Genomic DNA, 21,427 nt, shown 5'->3' on the forward strand with positions numbered 1-21,427 from the left:
TTTCGTTGTTTTTCTGCTAAGCCCAGACATTCACTGGTCTGGAAAACGCTGTGAGGTCAATACCTACATCTCCAAACCAACCATTAAACAATTAACAATCAACAACTAACAATCAACAAATCAAATTATTCTAATGAAAACACCCTTCCAGAGGGTTTTGGTGCTTACTGCCGACAAGGTTTACTTGATTGTACTTAGTGTTCCAAAGCCTGGTAAACCAGTACCTTGAACTTATCGTGAATTTCGGAGTGACTGATGGGCCATTGTTGCAGGAAAAGCACCGAAATGAGCTGGTTTTTTGGATCAACCCAGGAGTTGGTTCCAAAGAAACCTCCCCAGGTATAAGCCCCTTCCGGTAGGCCAAAATGATGCTGTTTCCCATGTAATGTGGTGACCATAAAGCCTAATCCGAATTTATCGCCATCCAGTGCCAGATCACCGATCTGGTTCTGGGTCATCAGTTCAACACTTTTCCCTGACAGGATGCGCTTGCCATTGTAGGTGCCGCCGTTTAATAGCATCTGCAGGAATTTGGCATAATCATGAGTGGTAGTGCTTATTCCTTCTCCGCCAGCATAGAATGTTCCGCTTGCCTTCGGAAAATCTACTGCAATAAAAGAATCGTACTTCCAGTCTATGGAAAGCTGTTGGGCGTTTTCGGTTTGAATTTCCGCCAATTGTGCCTGTTTATTAACCGGCAGGTAAAAATAGGTGTCGTCCATGCCAAGCGGCTCGAAAATGTATGCAGAAAAGTACGCATCAAGTGTTTTGCCGGAAACTGCTTCTATAATACAACCCAGTATATCGGTGCTGAACCCGTACGTAAATTTTTCTCCCGGCTGATGTGCCAGAGGCAATGTGGCCAGTTTGTTGAGTATTTTACTTTTAAAAGCTGCCCGATCTGTTACCAGTTCAGAAGGAAGCCCTGCCCTGGCATACACAGCGCTTAACTTTGAGTCTCCCGGACCGGCATATTCTATGCCTGCTGTATGCGTCAGCAGGTCGCGGATTGTAATTGGGCGCTTTGCCGGTACTGTTGTGTAAGAGCTGTCTGTTGCATTAAACTGATTTAACACAACAGCATCAGCAAATTCGGGAAGGTATTTGGAGATGGGGTCATGCAAGGAGAGCTTTCCGGCTTCGACCAATTGCATGGCAGCCACACTGGTAATGGGTTTTGTCTGCGACGCGATGCGAAAGATTGTTTTAGAGCCTGCTGCTTTAGAACCACTATGAGCCTGGTTGAAGGACTTATTATAGATAATTTTCCCGTTATGCACTATCAGACCTGTTGCCTGCTTAATCCAGCCGCTGTCGATATTTGCCTGTAGAAGCTGGTCAATATGCTGTAGCCTCTCAGCAGAAATCTTAACTGAAGCAGGTGCAGCAGTTTTTTTGACCTGTGCCAGAGCTAGCTCATAAACAAATGCTGTTATGCAAAAAACAAGTACTGCCAGGTTCAATTTTTTTCTCATGGTTTCGAGTATTTTAACTTTGTTAATTTCTTTCCTTCCAACTCCGAATCTCCTTCTGCTCTTTTGCAAATAGCCGTACTACTCCGGACCAGACAAACTTAAATCGCTGAATATACTTTGCGTTCCATTGGCAAAAATTCCCCACTGCTTGCCGGGCATTCCATAAATGCGGTTACTCAGCGCTGCTTTGCCGTCTATATACACCACACAGAGGGTACCATCCATAACAACTTTAACATCATAGACCGTATTAGCCTTAAAATCAAATGGTACCCGGGTTATTTCGCGGGGATTCCCACCTGCTATATGATAGGCTGCCACCCGTGCATGCTGTGGTTCAAATACAATTTTATAGGATTGTTCAGCAGGATTATCAGCGTTAAAAATAAAGCCAGTGGTACCTGTATTATTGTCAGTTTTTAGTTTTGCCTGAATCATTCTTGAGCCATTGATTGGTCTGAACGTAGAAAGAGCTTCTGAACCACTGCCATTAAGCTGATACGAGTTTCCATTTGCCGCTACAGCACCCGCAGTATTTTGCATCTGAAGCGCTATCTCTTTTTTAAAGATACCAGTAACAGCGTCCGGAATTTTAACACCCAACGTGCCGTCTGCCGCCTGCGTAAGTTCATGAATCACCATATTGCCGGCCCATTCTTTGTTACCATTGTCGTTTTCAGGCAACCTTCTGGCTGTCCATCCGAAAGCATATCGTTTGTTACCATCGGTGGCTGTTTTTGCGGCATAGAAAAACTCCCCGTCGAGCATATCATGAGCAGGAGTTCGCCAGGGGCCTTCCGAGGAATCGGCTATGCGGTAGTGCGTTCCCTTTATCCCCCAGTTTTCGGAGAAAAACATGTACCAGTGGTTTCCCATTTTAAATATATCGGCGCACTCCATCATCAGGTAGCTTTCCTCATCAGTGGTTGTATACAGAGGGCCCTGCACCGCCCAATCGTTTAAGGCCGGATTTTTTGAGGTGAAAAGCAACACGACTGCTTTCCGGCTCTCGGTTTGTGTGCTTTGCAGCATCCAATACTCATTTTTTTCACTATTAAAGAAAACATGCGGGTCTCTGAAATCGAAGTTATAATACCCGGGAGGGGCCGTTAAGATAAAAGAGTTATTTTTGGTCCAGGTTTTCAGGTCTTTACTGGTAGCATAGAGCACGCTCTCACGCGGGTTACTTTGCAGAAAGGAGGCATTGCCGTTGTGGCCGGTATAATACATGTAGTAGGTATCGCCTACTTTTATGGTGGAGCCGGTGCCGATGGCAAAATCAGGTTGAGAAGCCGTACCAAACGGGATCATCTCCCCACCGTAGGTAAAATCTACCAGGTTGGAACTCTCAAATTTATGGATGGCATGAAAACCCTGCCCGGCAGGTTTGTTCTGAGCATCGTGCAGAAAGAAAATGTGAAATTTGCCATTATCAAAATAAGGCATGATGTCGCCTACCCAACCTGTTGTATTGTACGGGTTGGTAGTGCCCATCCAACCAGATGGCGGTGCCGGATAAATACCTATTACTTTATCATTTGTAGAATCTGGTATAGAAGGACCATTTGTTTCCGGATTTTCTTTACTGCAACTACAGGCAATTAGCCCTAAAGAAGCAGCTACTACTGCCCAACTCTTTTTCAATTTAATCATCTTTATATCTTAGTAATATGCTGATACCATGTATCCGTAATGTTTTGTATGTTAAGTACATGTCAATAAAATATATTGGGTACACCCTTGGCAACATTCTGGCAGAAATTCTTCTGAAGGGCATTTTCATTCAAATAATTGCTTTTCAACTCGATACAACTTACTGGAATGCACTTAGTGTAACAGAAAGCAGTATGTGCCGGGTCAGGAACAAATTATTCTAATGAAAAAGGCCTTCCAGAGGTATTTTCGCCTCCTAATGGCTGTTGTTCCAAACCCGGCAATATTAGCAACTACCAATTATAATCAGAGGAAATTGCTTCTATCATGAAAGCACATGTTTTAACATTTCTAATTTGGCGAAGCTCCTTATTCACCTAAATACCGAATGGCGTTTTCTGTTAATCGCTCAATATTATGCTTATAGCCATTCGACTGGCTTGGATTTCCGCTGGCATCCGGCTCATTAAACCAATCGTAAGCTCCGAAAGCTATAATAACCGCATTACCATCGGTAGAACTGCCAGGAAACTCAGCAATTCCTACACGGCCATTCAGATGGTCATCCCAGGATTCGCTTGCCAGGTTTATTCCTCCTGTTTGTTGCCTCCAGCCGGCACCGTCGCCATAGCCTCCCCATTCATTTACGAACCACCAGGCGGTATGATTTAACCTGAATGTGCCCTTCTCCAGCAAATAGGCTTTGCCGGTTTCGAAGGTTTCTAATCCCTGGAATATCGGGTGACCTTCGTTACCCCGGAAGGATATACCCCAGGAATTATCCCTCTCAACAAAGCCGTTGGGCAGAAAGTCTCCGAAAACATTGTTTGGTCCTTTGCCCTGCGGAACGATGCCAAGTGCCTCTACATAACGTGTAGCAAAGGTTGTGAGAAATAAATTCCCGCCTGCAGCACGGTATGCCTTCAATGCGTTTACAACTCGGGCATCCAGTGCCATGGCCGGAAGATCTGCTGCAGCATCATGGTGCCACCAGATAACGGCATACTCACTCAGGCTCTTGCCGCCTGCCACATCCTGAAAAGAAACGAAAGAGACATCCGAGAATTTATTGAACAACCAATCTGCCGCCTCTTTCTCATCAGCATTACTTATGGCTGCCCTGTTGGCTGCCGTACTCAGGTAAGCAATGGTAAGGCCCGCAGCTTGTTTGCTAACCGTAACGGTATAATTTGCACTCGTGCTGCCTGCACTAACGGTAAAAACAACTGGCTCCGAAAAATCTACTGTTTCTCCAGATGCCGGATTAATAGTTACGCCTGCAGATAATTCGATCTCTGGCTGTAAGGCTGTAAGATCAGCCTCAGCAGGCAGCGCCAGCGAAATCGTTCTGTTTGCGTTATCAATGGAGCCATTTACACCATCGATCGCAAACCGCAGAATCGGCTGCAACACCTGCGCCCTTACTCTGTATTTTTTGTACAGGTTCCCGTTAATAACGGTATACTCCACTACACGTCTAAAATCAGCAGTACCAACTGCCGGTGTAATACTGGCTCCTTCAGGAAGTGTTATAGCAGGTGTTACGGCCGAAATATTGCTGCCGTAAGGAAGCGTTACCTGAACCTCGCCGGTATTCTGGTTGATTACACCCTCCACCTCATGAATTTTGAATGATTCTATGCTTACCGGCACATTCACTATAAAATCCGGATTGTCGAATGCTTCCTGGCAAGAGAACATCGCCATCAGCATGGTAAGGATAAGACCGAAGCTGATCTTCCTGGCATTCACAATAAAATTACGTTGCATAATCAAGTCTCCTTTTATATTTTTTATTTTCAATAGTATAAATGCTTCATAAATGATAGATTGTCGTGTTTTAACCAAAGTCATAAAGGATCAAAATGGTATCTGAAAGGCCTTTTTCATTAGAATAATTTGGTTCAGACTCGACAAACAATGCTGACTGTTATTTAGTACAAATGCCGTGTTTCCTAATTTTCATGCTCTTTCCAAATAGATGTTAACTCCCAAGCCTTAAACTCCACTAATCTGGCATTGCCGTTTTTGGAAAACAGTTCTATGCCTGTCTGCTGTTCTCCCGGAAAGGTCAAAGCGCTCAGTACAACTTTTCCCTGGTTTGTAAAGATTTCAACAGAAGACTGGTCTACAAGAATATGCAGCCTGAGCTGGTTGTTTTCAGGTTCAACAACAGCATGCATTTTAGTGGCAAAAGCTTTATTAAAATCAGGGTTTGAAGTAAAGTATGTACACTGGGTTCTATCCACACTCAGATTTGAGGTTGTAGGATCGTAAGAAACAATCAGCTTCCTGTTATTCCCGGCCAGCAGATTAAGTCCGAATGTTGCTGATGAACGTGTATCGAAAACAACATCTAACTCATACACATTTTTAGCAGGGCTGAATGCTGACACCTTTTCTGTTCCTGTAATTGATTTGTCTGAGAACTGGTAAACTTCTTTCCGAAGTTTCTGCAATTCAGGAACAGGTTTTTGAACAATCCGGTTACCTTCCGCAAATGACTTTATGGCAATTTCCCTTGGAACTGATTCAAATCCTTTACCCCATGTGGTAGGCACATCTCTGGCATAATCCCAGTTTCCCATCCAACCGAGCATTGTTGTGCGGGCACTTACCTGATCCACATCGCGCCATGTTCTGGCTGCATAAAAATCGGGGCCGTAATCCAGCCACAAAGCATGCTCCAGCTCCTGGTTTTGAAGAACATCTGAAAACAGGAGATGATCAACAGCTATATATCCCCAATCATCTCCGTCATCATCATCTATAATCTTAATTGTCGCCTTTTTGCCTTTCAGGTCCTGCACATCCCAACCGTTCCATTTTAAAACAGCGCTATTGTCTCCGGTAGTTGTTCTAACCACCTTGCCATCAACCAGTAAGTTGATACATGTTTTGCCCGGATGATTACCACCTGCCACTAAAAAGTTAATGGCACGCTGGGTAATTTTGAACGTTGGAGAAGTAAGTGTGCCTTTAGCCTTCGTTTTCTGTAAAGAGCTGGCATACCCTCTCCTGAGATGATGACCGACAGAATCAGGCGTTGTAGGTGCATTTCCAAACGCAGTTCCGGAGCTTTTCCATTTTCCATAGCTGGTTTCATCAAAGCCGGCAAACAAATTTCCCTTTAGCCCCTTTCCGTCTACCAGGTAGGCGGCGGTTGCTTCGTCTGCCCTGAACTCTTTTCCATCAAAATCGCCTATAAAATACTGTACTCTGTTTGGCCCGCGTCCGATCAGCATGACCCACTTTTTGTTAGTAGTATCACCATCTACCGGAAGTTCAAAAAGATCCGGGCACTCCCAGAAAGAATTCTGAGCACCCAAAGAGCCAAACTCGCTCAGGTATTTCCAGTCTTTCATATTCTTCGATTCGTAGATGTGGATTTTCTGGATGTCGGGAAGAGACACAACCATGACCCACTTTTGTTCGGGCGCGTACCAAAACACCTGCGGGTCCCTGAAAAAAAATTTACCAATGTCTAAGACAGGGTTATTCTCATAATAATAGAAGTTAATGCCATCATTACTTACAGAAAGTGCCTGCGTCTCGGGCAGTGAATCTCCTCTGAAATGTTTGGTATACACAGCGATCATGCTTTTCTCACCAAACCCGGCAGTATTTTCCTTATCTACCACCACTGACCCCGAAAAATAAGAGAATGAGCCGTCGTCACCTTTCATGGGATGTGGCAATTCTTTCCAGTGGACCAAATCTTCTGAAACGGCATGCCCCCACCAGAAAAGATGGTATTTGCCGTCTGTAAAGACCAAGCCGTCGGGGTCGCCAATCCACCCTTTTTTAGGGCTGAAATGAAACTGCGGCCTGTATTTCTCATTATACTGGGCCTGCAGGCATGACGCAGGAAGCAAAAAGGCAAAAGCAAGCCATACTAGAGGAACCGATCGTTTCATGTGCCGTTTTAAATAACGTTAAACCACAATTGTGCATGGTTATAAAAGGCGAAGCTCCGCCTTTTATAACCAAAGGATATTTTAATAATTTAGATTTTGCACGTACCGCTGCTCGCTCCAGAATATCTGGTTCTGGGGAATCGGTAAGTATTCGTGTTTACCTTTTGTAAAGTGGCCGTCGCGTAGAAACTCCCGGCGGGTTTTCTCTTTGTCCAGGTAAGCATTCATTACCTGGTCGGCTATGCCCCACCGAACAAGGTCAAAAAACCGGCTACCCTCCAGGGCCATCTCAAGTCTACGCTCAAAACGCAGGGCTTTGCGTGCATTCTCCTGCGTCCAGGCAATGTTTACCCCAGGCTCATAAGGCCTTACATCGTAATTGGCCAGGAAAGCTCCTGCTTCATTCTTCAGCCTGTTGGTACTGGCTGCTGCCCGGTTACGGATCTCATTAATCAGAGGAAGTGCCTCTTCCTGGCGACCCAACTCTATCAAGGCTTCTGCCTTAAACAGCAGCACATCGGCATAACGTAGCAGAATTCTCGGTTTTGTGTTCCCGTAGAACGGATCAACATTCACAAAGCCTTCATCATCTGGCGACACATTTTCTTTTAAGGAATTATAGTAACCATAGATCTGCGGCGTACGGCTCCAACTTTCAGTAAAGATCCGGTCTGTGTCATATTTCCAGGGGTTACCCGGGCGGGCCACGGTGTGGTCTAAGCGGGGATCCAGGGTATGCTGGGCAAAATCAACGTTCGATTCGTTAAAGGTATCAAACAGGGGCACCCCCTGCGAAGTGGTCTGGTAAGCGTTCACGAGGTTTTGGGAAGGCTTCTGAAAATCGCAGCAACCCAGGCCCTGCGGCACCGTGAGCATGTCGCCATGGTTCAGGCGTCCTCTGCCCACACCATCGTTGGTGGAGAACTGCACGGCAAAGATGGACTCTACGCCATTTTCAAAAGGGCCTGGCAGAAAATTATTGGCAAAATCGGGCTGTAAATCATAATTAGAGGCAATTACTTTGTCTGCTGCTTCAATTACCTGCTGTAAGCGCTGTGTATTAATGGTAACAACCGCGTGCTGATCATTTTGTTCGTATGCCTGGTATAACCTCGTCTTGGCCAGGTAAGCATTGGCTGCTACCTGGTTGGCACGACCTACCTGCTGCTGACTTAGCGGAAGATTGGCGGCGGCAAATTCAAAATCCTGCGCTATTTTTTCCCAGAGTTCATCGCTTGTAAACTCCACGTTCGTGACAAACTTATAATCTTCTGCCAGCACATTTTCGTCCATGTAAGGGATGCGCTTAAAAAGGATCTTCAGCACAAAATAGAAGTGGGCACGCAGGAATCTTAATTCAGCTTTTCTGGCATTGAGCTGAGGAAATTGCTCCTCTGTAAAATTATTCATGATGCGCAAACCGTCGTTGGCCCTCCTCACGCCAATATAAGTCTGAAACCAGATGCCATCCAGTTCCCACATATCTGGCCTGGTGTTGCCGAAAGTTTCTATAAAATGGAAGCCCTGTCCATCGCCCGGGTCCCGGCCTCCTTTGTAGGCATCGTCGGCACGCACGTTGCCATACGGCCACAGGCTGAATGCCCTGTTTATTTCGTCGTTGCCTAACTGTGAGTAAGCGGCGATCACAAATCCTTCGGCATCCTGGGGCGTACGAATCTGATCTTCATTTAACACACCTCTTGGATCTACATCCAACATATCGGAACAGGAGGAGCCAAACAAAAGTGCTCCAACCATAATTGCTATAATCTTTTTCATATATGCGCTGTTACAATTCCTAATTATAGTCTGATATTAACACCTGTGGTCAGTACAAGCGGGTTCGGATAGCCAAAGCCCGGGTTTTCCGGATCTATACCTGTGAATGATTTGCTTTTCAGCAGGATTCCCAGGTTGTCTCCGCCAACATATACCCGCAAGGACTGGAGGCCAACTTTACCTGTGAGCTGTGCTGGCAATGTGTAGCCCAACTGTGCGTTGCGCAGCTTCAAATAAGAACCTTTCTCGATAAAGTAAGTGGAGAAGCGCGACTCAAAGTTGTTGTCTACCAGAGAGATCATCGGGATATCAGAAGTAAGGTTAGACGGAGACCAGGCATCCAGTAAGCGTGCGCCTTTGTTCGATCCTGTTTCTGATACACTCCAGAAGTCTGTGGCATATTTAAAATTGTTTACCACATCTATTCCAGAAACTCCTTGTAAGAACAGGTTTAAGTCAAACGCTTTGTAGCGGACTGAGGTATTGAACCCGTAGGTGAAGTCCGGGTGCGGCGTACCGATCCAGGTGCGGTCAAAATCATCTACTATTCCATCACCCGTTAAATCTTTATACCTGATCCTGCCTAAGGCCTTACCTGGTTGAGTGGCATGTGCATCCACTTCTGCTTCGCTGCGGAATAGCCCGTCTGCTACATAGCCAAAAAAGGAGTTGATAGGGCGACCCAGGATATTCTGACCTCTGCCATCTCCACCGTAGGCATTTACCACTTCGGCAGGCAGGTGGGTTATTTTGTTGCGGTACATATCAAAGTTGGCATTCAGGTCAATGGATAGGTCGTTACTGATCTGCGTGCGGTGCCCTAAGGTTAGTTCAAAACCTTTGTTTTGCATGGAGGCACCATTTACCCACTGGTTACCTCCTTCCCCTAAGGTGCCGATATAAGGAGGCAATAAAAGGATATCAGAAGTTTTTCTTACATAGACTTCAGCACTACCATATAGCCTCTGATTCAGGATTTCGAAATCCAGACCTAAATTACTCATGGTGCTTGCTTCCCAGCGGAGGTTCGGGTTCGCATTCTGAATAAGTTTAAATCCTGATGGTAAAACGCCACTTTTATTACCATTTATATCATAGGAAGTTCCGGCATAATCAGTTACATACAGGTTGTAAATGGCGTTATTGTCTATCTCCTGGTTACCTGTCATGCCCCAGCCGAAGCGCAGTTTCAGATCGTTGAAAAAGGAGGTATTGTCCTTTATAAAGGCTTCTTCGCTTAATCTCCAACCGGCAGAAAAGGCAGGAAAAGTACCAAAACGGTTATTCTGGCCGAAACGGGAAGAGCCATCGTATCGGATTGTGGCAGAAAGCAGGTATTTGTCGGCGAAAGAATAATTGGCCTTTCCGAAATAAGACAACAGCATGTGTTTTGCGCCACTGCCACCGTTGTCTTTAATGCCTGTGCCTGCGTCGAGGTACATAAAAGCATCATCTTCGAGCACAAAATTCTCTCTTGAGGCCCAGAAGCTCGTTAAATTATCGCGGTAGAGTTCCGTACCGGCTACAGCGTCCAGGCGATGGTTTCCAGATACAAGGCTGTAGTTCAAGGTGTTCGTCCAGGTTGTCTTTACGCTGTGGCTCTGGTTAGACTCCAGCCTGTTTACCGGGTTGTTCAGGTATCCGGACTGGTAGGCTTTCCGATATCTTCTATGCGTGTAATTTCCATAGTCCACCCCAAAGTTTGAGCGGAAGGTCAATCCTTTATAGAGAGACACATCAGCAAAAAAGTTACCGAACACACGCATAAAATCATAGTTGTTATGCTTATTATCTTCCAGCAAACGAACAGGGTTCTGGCGGTCGTTCATACCACCAACCGGGCCGCCCCAGCCTTCACCATCCACTGTTCTAACCGGAAGAATCGGTAAAGCCTGCATTGCTTCATTCATAGGACCTGCCCCAACTTCCGCAGATTTAGTCAGGCTCAGATTTTGCCCTACTGTTACTTTGCCATTAAAGAACTTGTAATCTGAATTCAGGCGTGCAGATAAACGGTTGAACTCGGAAGTTTTGATTACGCCTTTGTTATCGAAATACCCTATTGACAGGAGATAGCTGCCATTTTCTGTACCGTTCGACAGCGAAACATCATAGTTCTGAATAACCCCGGTCCGGGATATTTCATCGAACCAATCTGTATTAGAGGATTTCATGGTTCTGTTGGCATCCAGGTACTCCGGAACCAGCACTTTGTTCAACACCGGGGTCCCAGTCTGAGGATCCACGCCCCAGTCGAACATATATTGCACGCTGTTTGCGTTAGGGTCTGTTCCATTGTTGATGTTTGACTGCCATAAGGCTTTCCCGTACCCTTCGGTATCGAGCATCCTGGTACGGGTGGTAAATGAGGATACCGAAGTATAGGCATTCGCATTTACCTGGGTTTTGCCTGTTTTCCCGCGCCTGGTTGTAATGATAATTACACCGTTGGCTGCTCTGGAACCATAGATACTGGTAGCCGAGGCATCTTTCAAAACCTGCAATGATTCTATGTCGGCAGGGTTGAGTTCATGCATTCCGGCTTTGGTAGGTACACCATCGATGATGTAGAGCGGATCGTTATTGTTAAGTGTACCTATACCGCGAATCCGGACAGTGGCAGGGGCACTTGGAGACCCATTACCTGTAATGTACATACCAGCCACTCTGCCCTGCAAGCCTTTTATGGGGTTAGCAACGGCCTGTCGGTTCATATCTTCCACATCTACTACACTCACAGCGCCGGTAAGGTCTTTTTTGCGTTCTGTCTGGTAGCCTGTCACCACAACCTCATCCAGAGTCAACCGGTTTTCTTCCAGTGTAACAGTTATAGTTGCCCGGTTACCTATCGGCACTTCTTTAGAAATGTACCCGAGGTAGGATATAACCAGCACCTCATCTGCAGCAGCCTGCAAGCTGAAATTGCCATCAATATCAGTGGCCGTTCCTCTGGAGGTGCCCTTCACCCCGATATTTACACCTGGTAAAGGATCATTTGTCTTGGAATCGACTACTTTTCCTCCAACCGTGCTCTGCTGGGCTTTGCTTACAAATGATTGTAAGCTTACAAAGCAGAGGAATAGTATTAATAGTTGTTTCTTCATGATTAAGTTATTTATGTAACCCTTTTGATTTATTGCTTCTTAGTGCTCCCATTCCTGGCCTGACGTTCATTCCAGGGCTCTTCCTCTTTTATTTTCCAAATCTGTTGCAGTTTGGTTTGGCTCAAGATGGAAAAGGTCTGCCATTTTCTCCTCCACTTCCTGTGGATCGTATGTGGGTGTGGCGCCATGTTGTGTGGCTACGAAGGCTCCCAACAGGCAGGCTCTTTCCAACGCCTTAGGTATGGGTAGCAGTCTAAGAAAGTTTGTCAGGAAGGTAGCCAGGAAAGCATCGCCGCTACCAATAGTGTCTTGTACCTCAACTATGTAACCGGGGTGTTCTGCATAGCCCTGGCCAGTTAGTACTGCGGCCCCGTTTTCGCCCCGTGTCACGATCAGTAACTGTAGCTTGAACTCCTTTTTCACAAAGCTCATCTGCTGCTGTTCATCCCCTGTTATATCATACCAACTAATGATCTCTTCCAGCTCCTGATGATTCATCTTCACGATGTCGGCCTGGTGCAGCAAGGTTTTCAATAAATCCTGGTTGTAATGCGGGGGGCGCAGGTTCACATCAAAAATTTTCAGTTTGGCCAGGGGCAGGTACCGGAGCAGAGTATCGCGGGTTACTGTGTTGCGGGCGGCCAGGCTGCCGAAAATAAAAACATCGCTCTGCCTTACTAGCTCTGCCACCTGCTCGTCGTACTGAATATAATCCCAGGCTACAGGCTCCACGATTTTGTAGGTAACCTCGTTCTTGTCTGAAATATTGGCTTTCACTACGCCGGTCAGGTGCGTTTCTCCCTGTTGTATCCGGTTAGTCGGGATCTGTTTCGACTTCAGGAACGTCAGCAGTTCTTTCCCCAGGTCGTCGTTTCCTACCCGGCTGATAATGCTGGGTGTAAAACCGTTGTAGGATAAGTGGATGGCCACATTCATGGGGGCGCCACCAGGCATCTTGCCGGTTGGGAGTATATCCCATAAAGTCTCTCCGAAACAAATTATATGCTGTGTCATGCTTTGTTAAATTTGGGTTGATTATCGCACTTTCTTTTTATTCTGAATTCCTGCCAGTTGCGGTAGCTTTTCCTCCTCCTGCGCTCCTGTTAGTATAGTTTGGATGTCTCCACCAGATCGGCCATATCTTTTTTTACTGTTTGATGCCCGATATCTTCCAGTCTTACACCTTTGGTCTCCGGCATTATCTTCCAGACAAATAATAGCTGCAGTACCATCATGATCGTGAAGATGAGGAAAGTGTTTCCGCCGCCCAGCGTTGTAGTAATGTAGGGGAAGGTAAACGCGATGACCGCTGCCATGAACCAGTGCGTAAAGCTGCCCAAGGCCTGTCCGCTGGCCCTGACGCTGTTCGGGAAAATCTCGGATATAAACACCCAGATAACTGCTCCCTGCGAGAAGGCGAAGAAGGCAATGTAGGCAAACAGGTAGATGGGCACCATAATACCGCTGAACCGCTCAGTGTAAAAAGACCACGATACCAATCCCAAAGTTACGATAAGGCCAAAAGAACCAAACAGCATCAGTGTTCTACGCCCTACACGGTCAATTAAACTCAACCCGACCAGTGTAAAAATCAAGTTCACCACCCCGATACCAGTGGTAGAAAGCAGCGAGGCATCTTTGCCCAAGCCTGTCATCTCGAAAATGCGGGGCGCATAGTAGATAATAGCGTTGATGCCCGACACCTGGTTAAAAACAGCAAACAGTACGGCTAGCATTACCGGAACGCTGTATTGTTTTGAGAAAAGATTATTGTTAGAAGGAGATGCCTGTTCGTAAGTTTTCGAGTCGATGATAGCTTTCGTCTCAGCATCAGCCGTAGCTGGGTTAATCAGCATGAGCACTCCCCGGGCTTTTTCTATAGCGCCTCGCTTCACGATCAGCCACCTTGGGCTCTCCGGTACCAGCAACATCAGGCCTATAAATATGGCTGCCGGGAAGCCTTCCACCCCTAGCATCCAGCGCCAGGCATTCGGGCCACTATCTTGTAACAGGTAATTAGATAAATAAGCGATAAGAATGCCCAGCACTACATTAAACTGGAACATGGCGACCATGCTGCCTCTCTTTTTGGCCGGGGCAACCTCGCTTATATACATAGGTGCCGCCACAGAGGAGGCCCCCACTCCTAAACCTCCGATAAACCGGAAAAACAAAAAGGAATACCAGTCTGTGGCCAGGGCCGAGCCCACAGCAGATATAAGATAGATTACGCCGATCCAGAACAGCGTGTTCTTCCGGCCAAACCTGTCGGATGGTATGCCTCCGAACAAGGCGCCCAGCACGGTGCCTATAAGCGCAATAGATACAGTAAATCCATGTTGAAATACATCTAATTGCCATACTTCCTGAATAGCCTGCTCCGCCCCGGAAATTACAGCAGTATCGAACCCAAACAGGAAACCTCCCAAGGCTACTGTTACCGACCAAAATAAAATTCTTCTCTCATTCATCGCAACGTGTTGTTTTTTTATCAAAACTAGTTGCGATCAGAAGATTCTTGTTTCAGAATTGATTCAATAAATTCAGGAAATTGATCCGGCTCATTTTACGGCCAAAAAGGTGCTTAAAACGTCTTTTTAAGGCATAATAAAGTAAATTTTTTTTTCAGATGGCTTTCGAAATCGTATCACGCTTTCAAATTTTTGACATAAAACACTTACTAACGTGTGTTATTTTACTAAATCTATTCGCTAAAGAACATTCGTATGAAATACTGCTGTTGCCTATATATTGGCGGAACGGAAAAAACCGAAGATCGCAGCACATGCCGGGATAGACTAATTAGATAATTGCTAAATGGTTTAATGGTTGATTTAGGAATGTGAAGATTTAGAAGAGGGCTATACGAAGAGCTGTTTCATGTAGAATAATCTTAAATCGTGTAAATCATGAAAATCCTTTAAATTAAGGTTCAGCCAACGATAGCCTCAGCCCTTGCGACTGATCAGGCCCCTAGACACCAATCGCTGCCGAAACCTTCCGGAAGGCCATTTTCATTAGAATAATTTGATTGCTGATTGTTGATTGTTGAATGGCTCAATGGTTGATTTGGAAATTTGAAGGTGAGTGAATGAATTATACCAGCTCTTTTGAAAGCTCTTCCTTGGCATTTGCTCATCATCTTCTCTTTTCGCTTCATGTATGGTTCTCGCCCACAAGATCTTTGCAAGATGACAGAAAAATAAATGTAGGTAGGGAAAGAGGCTTGTGCGATTAGGTGTACGACAAAGTGCACTAAATCTTATTGAATTTTGCCTCACTGGTTTGGGAGCAATTATTCTAATGAAAATGCCCTTCCGGAGGCATTTTCTGCTTCTGATGTTGTGGAAGCAGAACTTCTCTAAAACTATTTTCAGTTGAAAATTGTGCACTTTGTCGTACACCCGTGCGATTAGGTATAGGAACCCATTTAAAGCAATTATTCTAATGAAAAAGGCCTTCCGGAGGAAAATAAGGCTTTGGCAGACGAGGGTTTGGTTATTACATGGTCACATTGCTGCCCTCACGGGATGAACGGGTAGTTTTGAAATCGGAAGGGCTCATCTCGAAGTGGTTTTTGAAGGCTGTGGAGAAATAAGCTGGCGAAGAAAAGCCAACCTCATAGGCTATTTCAGAAATATTCTTATCGCTGTGCAGCAGCAGGTGCCGGGCTCTCTTCAACCGCATGTTGTTTACATAGTCATTCACAGAATAGCCTAGCAGCGCCTTCATTTTTCGGTATACCTGCACTTTAGACATGCCCAAGCTGGCAGCAATGCTGTTGGCGTTGAGGTCGGGGTTCGAAAGGTTCTTCTCCACCACGGCCATTACCTCGTTCATGAATTTCTTGTCCAGCTGTTTTGGCGGGGAGGCCACTTTGGTTTCTACCGATATCTCGCTGCTGTAATGTTCCTTCAGGAGAGCCCGGTTCTTTAGCAGGCCCTTCACTCTTTCAAACAGGTACAGGTAGCTAAAAGGCTTTGTGACGTAAAGGTCGGCCCCGGATTGGATGCCTTCTATTTTGTACTCTACTGTATCTTTGGCCGTGAGCAGAATAACAGGAATATGAGACGTTCTGAGGTCGTTTTTTAAGGCAGCTGTTATCTCCAGGCCATTCTGCTTTGGAAGCATCACATCGCAGATCACCAGATCAGGTACTTTCTCGAAAGCCTGCTGCAAACCAACTGTGCCGTTCGGAGCTTCTGCTACGTTAAAATCTTTCGCTAACCGGCTTTTCAGGAACTCCCGCAGCTCTTTGTTGTCTTCTATCAGCAGGATAGTGTGCTCTTTCAGACGGGCATCTTCTACTACCTCAGCCGATTCAGAGCTTACAACCTGCTGCTCCGCATCCATCACGCCTGGTATCAGCTCAATGGCATTTTTGCCGGCATCTGTCAGCAGTTCGTCTTCTGTTAAGTGCTCTTTACCCAGTGGCAAACTAATGATGAATTTAGTGCCTTTCCACTCTTCGCTCACCACCGAGATGTCGCCATGATGCAGTTTCACGAATTCTTCAGAAAGCGCCAGCCCTAAGCCTGTGCCCAGATTACTGGAGTCCTCTCCTGTATGAAACCTGTCGAATGCGTGTGCCGCATGTGCCGGCGACATACCTTTTCCATTGTCTTCCACAGTAATGATTACTTTTTCATACCTGTCCTCTACCTGCAAGCCAACAGCTATCGTTCCACCGTCGCTTGTAAATTTAAACGCGTTTGAAAGCAGGTTAAACAGAATCTTATCGAGCTTATCGGCATCGAAAAAAACGGGCAGTTCATGTAACTTTGTTCTGAACCTGAAGCTGATGTTGCGCTTGCGGGCCAGCCTGTCGAAGGAGTTCGTGATGTCTTTTACGAATGCAACCAGATCTGCCTCTGCAGCCTGGAGCTTCATTTTCCTGTTATCTACTTTGCTGAAATCCATCAGTTGGTTAACCAGCCGAAGCAGCCGTATGGCATTCTGCTTTACCAACTGCATATCCTTTTTCAGATCAGCGGAAACAGGGCTATGCAAGGCATCCTCCACAGGTCCTAAGATCAGGGTGAGCGGCGTGCGGAATTCATGCGAGACATTGGTGAAGAATCTCAGTTTTGCCTCTGTGGCCTTGTCTGCCTTTCTGGCCATCAGGGCGACCTCGTTCCGCTGCTGCATAACTTCGTTGTTCTTAGCAAGCAGCTCTTTGTTGGCCTCTTTTTTCGCACTTAAAGAAAGGAGCGCCACGGCACCCATAATAATGCTTACCACCAGGCTTGCCAGCAGAACATAGGAGAGCGTGCGCTGGTTATTGAATAGCTGAATCTGCTCGTACAGCTTTTGTTGCTGCCGCTCAATATTTTTTTCCTGCGCCAGAATCTTGTCCGACTGCTGTTTCATGATGTGCACATTGCGGTCATCAATAACCGTGGTATTCAGTATATTGTCTTTTTTGAAAGGTTTGTTGTGCAGGATATCGTGCGCCAGTTGTATAATTTCCTCGCCTCCGGTCGGGTACAGAAAGGTGGCATCCAGAATGCCATCCTGCACAAACTGTAATCCGCCGTTAGGACCACCCAGGCCATCGAAACCGATAAACTTCAGCTGCTGTTGTACGCTCCTGTTCTGCAGGCTTTCGTATGCACCAAGTGCCATCACATCGTTGTGGGCAAATATCAGGTCAACGTCTTTTTGCTGGTTGAACACAGCCGGGAAACGCTCTTTTGCCACTTCCTTCTCCCACTCTCCGCTGACCTCGGCTACTATTTCTATGTCTGGATAAGCTGCTATGGCATCTACAAAGCTGTTATGGCGCTCAATGGCCGGAGAAGATCCCCGAAGGCCCCAGACCTCTATAATTCTACCCTTGCCGTTGAGGAGCTTGGCTACGTATTCGCCAGCCAGCTTCCCGATCTGGTAATTATTGGCACCCACATAAGCCGTGTACATGGAAGAACTGGTTTTTCTGTCGACCACGATTACCGGAATACCTTTACTAAAGGCTTCCTCTACCACAGGTGTAATGGGCTCCGCCTCGTTCGGCGAAACAATGAGCAGGTCAACTCCCTGGTCTATAAATTCCCTGATATGCTTTATCTGCGTGACGCTGCTGTTTTTGCCATCTTTTATTTGGAGGCTCAACTCGGGGTAAAAAGAAGCCTCCCGCTCCATTTCCTCGTGCATGGCTTTACGCCAGGCATCTCCTTCGGTACATTGCGAAAACCCGATGACAAACGCCTTCTCCTCCCCGGCCGGACCACAGCCAGGCAGGGCTACCAGAAACAGCAGCAGTACGAAAGTCAGAAGTTTAAACGAATGAGCCATTTTAAGTAACCAATCAACAGGAGTTACTATCTGAAACTCGAATCTACGGTTTATCCTTCATAATTCAAAACAAGTGTTAGTTATTTTAATCGTTTAAGCAAGGTATAAGTAAAGGTTTTTTATGTTTATATAATCAAAATGCCTAATGCAGGCTATAAAAGGCAAGCATGTTATAACAGAAATTAAATCCAGTTTTCTAAATTTTTAATCCTCAAGCTTTACCATTTTAAGTACTGTTCGCTCAGTTCCTTTCTCTATCTGCAGAAAGTAAATACCTCCGGCCATGTTTTGCAGGCTTAAAGGTTGCTGAAGCGTTTGGTTGTGTTTTGTGGCACGCACTGTTCTTAGCACTCTGCCGGTATTGTCTGTTAGTTTCATTTCCACGGCACCACGGTAAGCTCCGGTTACTTCTACTAAAGCTGTATTCCTGGCCGGGTTAGGGTACACCAGCACCTGTTTGTCTGCAGCAGTAGCTTCTTCCGCGGAGAGCACCAGTTGCTGCCACGGCAGCAGGTTTGGTAGTGGTGCTGGCAATTTTACTGTTGTAAACAGGCGGAACTCCCCGGGCTGCAGGTTTAGTCGTTCGGCTGTGTTGGTAAAGAATATTTCTTCGCCCGTAAAATAATCGTACCACATACCAGCTTTCGGGAAGTTTGCGTTCGGGCTCTGCAATTTTGTATCGAAGTTGCCGAGTATGTGTACGTCCATGGTCTCATGCCTTAGGGTAATCCGCTTTACTACATTGCCAAAGTCGAGTGTAAAATCGGAGGTTTGAAAGGCTGGTTCCGTAAGTTTCAGATTAATGAGAGCGGCATACACGTTGTATAGTTTTTGCCGCTCCGGGTCTTGCTGGTACTCCCAACGGATGGGCTTTTCGCCGGTACGCCCGTTAAAATTGATGGCAACATCGTAGCCAAGCTCCCCGAATTGCCAGATAAGCTTTGGCCCCGGTACGGGCAGGAAAAAGGCAGTCGCCAGTTTAGAACGGTTCAGAGCAGTGTTGAGGTTACGGGTATTATAGCCACCCTCCGATCGGCCAGCCTGCAACACATCATACAGCAGACGCTCCTCGTCGTGGCTCTCCAGGTAGCCAACCACATGAGGTTGGTTCCAGTTGCGCTGTTTATACGAAATCCAGTTAGGATTTGCCTGAATGCCCTTGGCAAGGTTTCGGTAATCGTGGTTGTGGTTGCCCCAGAAAAGCATGCCATAATCAGCCAGTTCCTTCTCTTCCTGGTTATCGGCAAAGTGCTCCAGCATCACGTAGGCGGTAGCGTCGTAGGAGCGGATTTCGTTGTAAATCCTTTTCCAGGTGGCTACCCGGCTGGCATCGTAGGCGCTCCAGGTGCTCACATTGCCCCCGCTGTTCTTCTGCGTAAATCCTTTGGAAAGGTCGAACCGGTAACCGTCAATATTATATTCTTCTATCCAATATTGGTTTACCCGCTGCACCAGCCTTTTGGTGGCTTCGCTTTCGTGGTTAAAGTCAAAAAAAACATTAAAGGGGTGCGTGGCTTCCTGGTTAAAATAAGGGCTGTTGGCGGCTGGTCTGGAGCCATCCCAGTAAAGTTTTACATACGGAAATTCATAATCAGCCTGGTTCAGCACCATGTCCAGAATAACGGCCATGCCGTACTCGTGGCACTTGTCAATAAAGGCTTTCAGGTCGTTTTTTGTGCCGTAGGCCTTATCTGGCGCAAAATAGAAAATTGGGTTATAGCCCCAGGAGTCGTTGCCGGAGAACTCGTTTACAGGCATCAGCTCAATAGCGTTTACGCCCAGGCGCTTGAGGTAAGTAAGCGTATCTGCTAGGGTTTTGTAGTTGCGGGTGGCCACAAAATCGCGCACCAGCAGCTCATACACCACCATGTTGGTTGGGTCAGGCCGCTCAAAATTCTGGATACGCCAGTTATAAGGCACCTGGTTAGTTTGCAGCACCGACACGATGCCTGTTGCACCGGCAGGATAAGCTTTCAGGCCTGGATATGTTGCTGCCGGGATATACTGATCGTTGTTTGGGTCCAGGATTTTGTCGGCGTAAGGATCTGCCACCGCCAGAGTACCGTCTACCAGGTATTGGTAAGCAACTTCCTGCCCCGGAGGCATGTTATCCAGTTCGATCCAGTAGCGGTTGCCATCGGGAGTGCGGTGCAAAAGGTAGTCTGCTGTAGGTGTCCAGTTGTTGAACTCACCAATTACATAGACAAAGCTTTTATGAGGAGCAAAAAACGACAGGAGCACCTTCTCCGAACTCAGATAATTAATACCATCCTGATTTCCTGTCGGCAGGTCGGCTACAGCTGGCACAGGTTTAACCGTGAAGTAAAAAGTTTGTGTAGCCGTTTCTGTACCAGCTTTTGCCTCTATGTCTACACGCCTGCGCACGCCAGACTGTGTACCTGCGTTTAAGTTGTACTCCAGCACCGTTTTCTGCTGCTCTGTTTTAACTACTACATTATCTACCCGAAGCGTCATATCGGCTGGTGCAGAGGCTGTGGCCTTTATGGGAATGGTGGTGTTGGCTTCAGTAAAGAAAGAAGCTTGAGTGGGATTCTCAAACACCACTTGTAAGGCATTGGTATAAATAGGAATAATAAAGTCTTCGGTTTGGGCGCTGCCATTTCCGTTTTTCAGGAGCAGCCCCAGCTTTACAATGGGTTTATCGGCTGGCACACCAAAGTAGGTTCTGGGCACCAGCTTTATCTCCCACCGGTCGTTGCCCAGCGAAGTCATACGACCTGGTTCGAATGGCACGGTCCAGGTGGTTTGGCCAGCGGGAGTGAATTCGAAAGCCCCTCCTTCCGCAGTGGTTCCTGCTCCAGCCCATAAATATACATCAGAAGTTTTGCCAAGCAATCCGGCCGCTCGTGTGTCAGTTGCCTGTTTCAGATCCACTATAATGGTCACTTCCTGATCTGCTGTCGGGAAAGCTGGCACTGTGGTAACTGCCTGGGCCAGCAGCTGGTGATATCCTGCCAGAAGCAACAGCACCAGGCTGAACAAATGCTTGTTCTTTAAAAGCTGAATGTAGATGTTTTTCATAATGATTGAGGTTACATGTGTGGTGTTTAATCTAATTCATCCATTTTCATTGCCCGACCCGGGAGGCTTTTTAAAGACACAAAACATAGGATGCAAGACACAAGACTTTTAAATTAGTAAAGAGTTGATTTGTGTTTTCATGCTCCATCTTCAAATTTCCAAA

General features: G+C 46.4%; 10 protein-coding genes. All 10 read right to left on the reverse strand.

The window, feature by feature from the left end; all coding sequences use genetic code 11:
* Window positions 1-194: 194 nt before the first annotated feature.
* The 10 genes from FVR03_RS11055 to FVR03_RS11100 all read right to left on the reverse strand — a co-directional run bounded on the left by FVR03_RS11055 (window position 195) and on the right by FVR03_RS11100 (window position 21,264).
* Window positions 195-1,475 (reverse strand): serine hydrolase domain-containing protein, encoded by a 1,281-nt coding sequence (locus tag FVR03_RS11055; protein ID WP_147921813.1) that lies wholly within the window; start codon window positions 1,473-1,475, stop codon window positions 195-197.
* Window positions 1,476-1,553: 78 nt separating this feature from the next.
* Window positions 1,554-3,128, reverse strand: a complete 1,575-nt coding sequence (locus tag FVR03_RS11060) for a glycoside hydrolase family 32 protein (protein ID WP_147921814.1) — start codon at window positions 3,126-3,128, stop codon at window positions 1,554-1,556.
* Window positions 3,129-3,497: 369 nt separating this feature from the next.
* A complete protein-coding gene (locus FVR03_RS11065; protein WP_187270129.1) occupies window positions 3,498-4,898 on the reverse strand; it encodes a DUF4960 domain-containing protein in 1,401 nt (466 codons plus the stop codon).
* A gap of 185 nt (window positions 4,899-5,083) precedes the next feature.
* Complete coding sequence (locus tag FVR03_RS11070; RefSeq protein ID WP_147921816.1) at window positions 5,084-7,045, reverse strand: glycoside hydrolase family 32 protein; 1,962 nt, start codon at window positions 7,043-7,045, stop codon at window positions 5,084-5,086.
* Window positions 7,046-7,126: 81 nt separating this feature from the next.
* Window positions 7,127-8,824: a RagB/SusD family nutrient uptake outer membrane protein gene (locus FVR03_RS11075; RefSeq protein ID WP_147921817.1), complete on the reverse strand. Its 1,698-nt coding sequence runs from the start codon at window positions 8,822-8,824 to the stop codon at window positions 7,127-7,129.
* Window positions 8,825-8,847: 23 nt separating this feature from the next.
* Window positions 8,848-11,928 (reverse strand): SusC/RagA family TonB-linked outer membrane protein, encoded by a 3,081-nt coding sequence (locus tag FVR03_RS11080; protein ID WP_187270130.1) that lies wholly within the window; start codon window positions 11,926-11,928, stop codon window positions 8,848-8,850.
* Window positions 11,929-11,994: 66 nt separating this feature from the next.
* On the reverse strand, window positions 11,995-12,942 hold the full coding sequence (locus tag FVR03_RS11085; RefSeq protein ID WP_147921819.1) for a carbohydrate kinase family protein: 948 nt from the start codon (window positions 12,940-12,942) through the stop codon (window positions 11,995-11,997).
* Window positions 12,943-13,031: 89 nt separating this feature from the next.
* Window positions 13,032-14,399 carry a sugar porter family MFS transporter gene (locus FVR03_RS11090; RefSeq protein WP_147921820.1) on the reverse strand — a complete coding sequence of 456 codons (1,368 nt, stop codon included), beginning with the start codon at window positions 14,397-14,399 and terminating at the stop codon, window positions 13,032-13,034.
* Between the two features lie 1,030 nt (window positions 14,400-15,429).
* Complete coding sequence (locus tag FVR03_RS11095; RefSeq protein WP_147921821.1) at window positions 15,430-18,222, reverse strand: hybrid sensor histidine kinase/response regulator transcription factor; 2,793 nt, start codon at window positions 18,220-18,222, stop codon at window positions 15,430-15,432.
* Window positions 18,223-18,426: 204 nt separating this feature from the next.
* Window positions 18,427-21,264, reverse strand: a complete 2,838-nt coding sequence (locus FVR03_RS11100) for an alpha-amylase family glycosyl hydrolase (protein WP_147921822.1) — start codon at window positions 21,262-21,264, stop codon at window positions 18,427-18,429.
* Between the last annotated feature and the right edge of the window lie 163 nt (window positions 21,265-21,427).

The sequence above is a fragment of the Pontibacter qinzhouensis genome (genome assembly GCF_008017455.1).
GTDB classification, from domain to species: Bacteria; Bacteroidota; Bacteroidia; order Cytophagales; family Hymenobacteraceae; genus Pontibacter; species Pontibacter qinzhouensis.